Here is a 3,803-nt window from a genome sequence, read left to right as displayed (position 1 = left end):
CCCCCCGCCGGTACCTGAACCGGCTGTCGGACCTGCTGTTCGTGCTGGCGCGCGTGCTCAACCGGATGGACGGTGGGGACGACGTCTACTGGAAGAGCGAGCGCGTGGCGCGCCACGGGCGCGAGGAAGGGTAGCCGGGGCGCGGCCCGGCCCCGTGCTTCAGCCGCCCTCGGCGCCCGGGCGCGGCGCGAGGATCGCCATGGTGATGCGCGAGACGCAGACCAGCTCGCCCGCCTCGTTGGCCAGGTCGATCTGCCAGACCTGGGTGGTGCGGCCGATGTGTACCGGGCGGGCGGTGCCGGTCACCCAGCCGCTGGTGACGGCGCGCAGGTGGTTGGCGTTGATGTCCAGGCCGACGGCGCGGTGACCCGGCGGGCAGGAGCAGGCCGCGCCGACCGAGCCCATGGTCTCCGCCAGCACCACGCTCACGCCGCCGTGCAGCAGGCCGTAGGGCTGGCGCGTGCGCTCGTCTACCGGCACGCGGGCGCGCAGCCAGTCGTCGCCGATCTCGGTGAATTCGATGCCCAGGTGCGAGACGGCGGTGTTGGCGCCCAGGGCGTTGAGCTGTTCGACGGTGATAGGGCGGGTCCAGAGGGCCATGGCAAGGGGTTGATTGACGGGAAAAGAAAGCAGTGGCAGGGAGAGGCCGGCGGGTGCGGCCGCTTCGGCAAGGACCCCATTATTGGCGCCCGCTGGCATGACCCTGTCGCCGGCGCTACAGTCGCCCCCGGGCGCGGGGCGACCATCACCGACCCTCCGGCGGCCGGCGTGGCGCCACGGCCCGCCTTGTCGAACCCTCCTGCAGTCTCCGAACCAAAGAACATGCAACGCCGTCAATTCGTCTCCCTTGCCTGCCGCGGTACTGCCCTGGCGGCCGTCCCCTTCCTCCACGGGCCTGCCCGCGCGCAGGACGCGCCCGGCGTCACGGCGCGTGCCGTCACGATCGCCTGCTCGGCGCCGCTGAGCGGGCCGCTGGTGGGCTTCGGCACGGACATCCAGCAGGGGGCGGGCGCCGCCATCGCCCATGCCAACGCGCGCGGCGGCGTGCAGGGGCGCAGCGTGCAGCTGCAGATCCTCGACGACGGCTACGAGCCCGAGCGCACGCTGGCGAACGTGCGCCAGGTCATCGGCCAGGGCAGCGCGCTGGCGCTGCTGTCGTGCGTCGGCACGCCCAACAACACGGCGATCGCGCCGCTGCTGGAAGAGGCCGGAATGCCGCACCTGGGACCGATCACCGGCGCCGCCTCGCTGCGCAAGCCCTCGCGCAACGTCTTTCACGTGCGCGCCAGCTACACCGACGAGGTGCTGCGCCTGATCGACCGCCTGACCGGCATGGGCCTGAAGGGGCTGGCCATCGCCTACCTGGACAACGGCTACGGGCGCGAGCTGCTGGAAGTCGGCACCGGCGCCCTGGGCGCGCTGGGGCGCAAGCCGGTGGCGCAGGTGGCCGTCGCCACGGATGGCAGCAACCTCGCCAAGGCGCTGGCGGAGCTGGCTGCGGCCCGGCCCTCGGCGGTGCTGCTGGCCACCGCCGGGACGGTGTCGGTGGAGCTGGTGCGCGGCATCAAGACGCAGCTGCCGGGTGTGCTGATGGCGGGCGTGAGCGTCACGCTGCCGGGCGCGAGCCTGCCGCAGCTGGGCGACGCCGCCAGCGGGATCGCGCTGACCATGGTGGTGCCCAATCCGCACAGCAGCAAGCTGCAGCTGGTGCGCGACTACCAGGCGGCGATGCGCGCGCAGGGCCACACCGAGTTCTCGCAGGGCAGCTTGGAGGCCTACCTGAACGCGCGCGTGCTGCTCGAAGGGCTCGAGCGCGCTGGCAAGGAGCCGACGCAGGCCAAGCTGCGCGCCGGCCTGGCGAGCATCCGCAACCTCGACCTGGGCGGTTTCGTGGTGGATTATGGCCAGCCGCCCTACGTGGGCTCGCGCTACATCGAGCTGGGGGTGCTCGGCAACACCGGGCGCTTCATCGGCTGATCCCCGGGGCCGGCGGCTGCGGCCCGGCGGGGCTGGAGGCCGGGCTCAGGGGCGCATGCTGCCCGTGTCCAGGAAGCGCTGGTGCCACGACAGCGCCTCGGCCAGGCGGTGCGGCGTGTGCTGCGCGCCGCTGCGGCGCGCGCGGTCAAAGTAGTCCTGCAGGAGCGGGCGCCAATCGGGATGGGCGCAGCGGTCGATGATCACCTGCGCGCGCTGGCGGGGGCTGAGGCCGCGCAGGTCGGCCAGACCCTGTTCGGTGACGATGATCTGCGTGTCGTGCTCGGTGTGGTCCACGTGCGAGACCATGGGCACGATGCAGGAGATCGCCCCGCCCTTGGCGGTGGACGGCGTGACGAAGAACGACAGGTAGCCATTGCGCGCGAAGTCGCCCGAGCCGCCGATGCCGTTCATCATCGCCGAGCCCATGATGTGGGTGGAGTTGACGTTGCCGTAGATGTCGGCCTCGATCATGGCGTTCATGGCGATCACGCCCAGGCGGCGCACCAGCTCCGGGTGGTTGCTGATCTGCTGCGAGCGCAGCACGATGCGCTCGCGATAAAAGGCAATGTTCTCGGTGAATTCGCGCTGTGCCTCGTGGCTTAGCGAGATCGCCGTGGCCGAGGCGGCGCGCATCTTGCCGGTGCGCAGCAGCTCCAGCATCCCGTCCTGCAGCACCTCGGAAAAACCCAGCAGCTCCTCGAAGGGCCCGTCCAGCAGCCCCGCCAGCACGGCATTGGCGACGTTGCCCACGCCCGACTGCAGCGGCAGCATGTTCTTGGGCAGGCGGCCCTTCCTGACCTCGTGGCCCAGGAAGTCGATGATGTGCGCGGCGATCGCCCGGGAATCCGCGTCCGGCTTGGCGAAGGCGGTGTGCCGGTCGGGGTGGTGCGTGGGGACCACGGCGATGACCTTGTCCGGATCGACGCGCAGGTAGGGCTCGCCGATGCGCTCGGTGGCGTGCTCCAGGTGGATGGGCTTGCGCCGCGGCGGGATGGCGGTGCCGTAGTAGATGTCGTGCATGCCCTCCAGCTCGGCCGGCGGCAGGGTGTTGACCTCCAGGATCACGTGCCTGGCGATGTCCAGCCAGGTCTTGTTGTTGCCCACCGCCGCCGAGGGGATCAGGCGCCCGTCGGGCAGGATGCCCAGCACCTCGACCACCGCCACGTCCAGCGGGCCCAGAAAGCCGAACCAGGCCTGCTGCGCCACGTGCGACAGGTGGATGTCCACATAGTCGATCGCGCCGGCGTTGATGCGCTCGCGGCACAGCGGGTCGGACTGGAACGGCAGGCGCTGGGCCATGCCGCCGACCTTGGCGAGCGCGCCGTCGAGTTCGGGCGAGGTCGAGGCGCCGGTCCAGACGTTCACCTTGAACGGCCGACCGGCCGCATGCTCGGCCTCGATGCGCGCGGCCAGCGCCTGCGGCACCAGCTTCGGATGGCCGGAGCCCGTGAAGCCGCTCATGCCCAGCGTGCTGCCGGCGGGAATCAGCGCGGCCGCCTGGTGGGCATCCATGAGCCGGGCGGCCAGCCCGGCGTGCTGGATGCGCGCGCTGGCATCCGGGCGAATCGACGGGGCGGGGGCGGGAAGGGCAGACACGGCAGGCAACTCCACACGACAGGCCTTGCGGCCGGGAAACGAAGAAGAACGGAGAAAAGGGCAGGCATTCCCGCAGGAACAGCTGCACCTCCATCTTAGCCAGGGTTTACCCGGATAGGATTCCCCTTGTTTACGATCCGACACACCATGAGCACCGCCGCCCCGATCGCCTGCCCGTCCTGCCGCCAGTCCATGGAGGCGCACCATTTTGGCGCGGCCGACGGCCAGCG

General features: G+C 71.2%; 3 protein-coding genes and 1 pseudogene. 2 read left to right on the top strand and 2 right to left on the bottom strand.

All coding sequences use genetic code 11. The annotated features are described in order from the left end of the window. Window positions 1-134: pseudogene (locus A612_RS17885) on the top strand (cob(I)yrinic acid a,c-diamide adenosyltransferase); the annotation flags it as partial. Between the two features lie 25 nt (window positions 135-159). On the opposite strand, the gene A612_RS08000 reads toward A612_RS17885, so the two are convergent. Then, window positions 160-600: a hotdog fold thioesterase gene (locus A612_RS08000; protein WP_019373984.1), complete on the bottom strand. Its 441-nt coding sequence runs from the start codon at window positions 598-600 to the stop codon at window positions 160-162. Between the two features lie 222 nt (window positions 601-822). Between A612_RS08000 and A612_RS07995 the strand changes: the two genes are divergently transcribed. Further along, window positions 823-1,977, top strand: coding sequence for an ABC transporter substrate-binding protein (locus A612_RS07995; protein ID WP_019373983.1), 1,155 nt, complete (start codon window positions 823-825; stop codon window positions 1,975-1,977). Window positions 1,978-2,022: 45 nt separating this feature from the next. Here A612_RS07995 and A612_RS07990 read toward each other — a convergent pair whose 3' ends face one another. Next, entirely contained in the window at window positions 2,023-3,489 is a 1,467-nt protein-coding gene (locus A612_RS07990; RefSeq protein ID WP_019373982.1) for an acetyl-CoA hydrolase/transferase family protein, read from the bottom strand. Window positions 3,490-3,803: the final 314 nt, after the last annotated feature.

This window comes from Melaminivora alkalimesophila, assembly GCF_000282995.1.
Classification (GTDB): domain Bacteria; phylum Pseudomonadota; class Gammaproteobacteria; order Burkholderiales; family Burkholderiaceae_C; genus Melaminivora; species Melaminivora alkalimesophila.
Note: the sequence above shows the minus strand (reverse complement) of the source record. Positions and strands in the feature narration are given on the sequence as shown.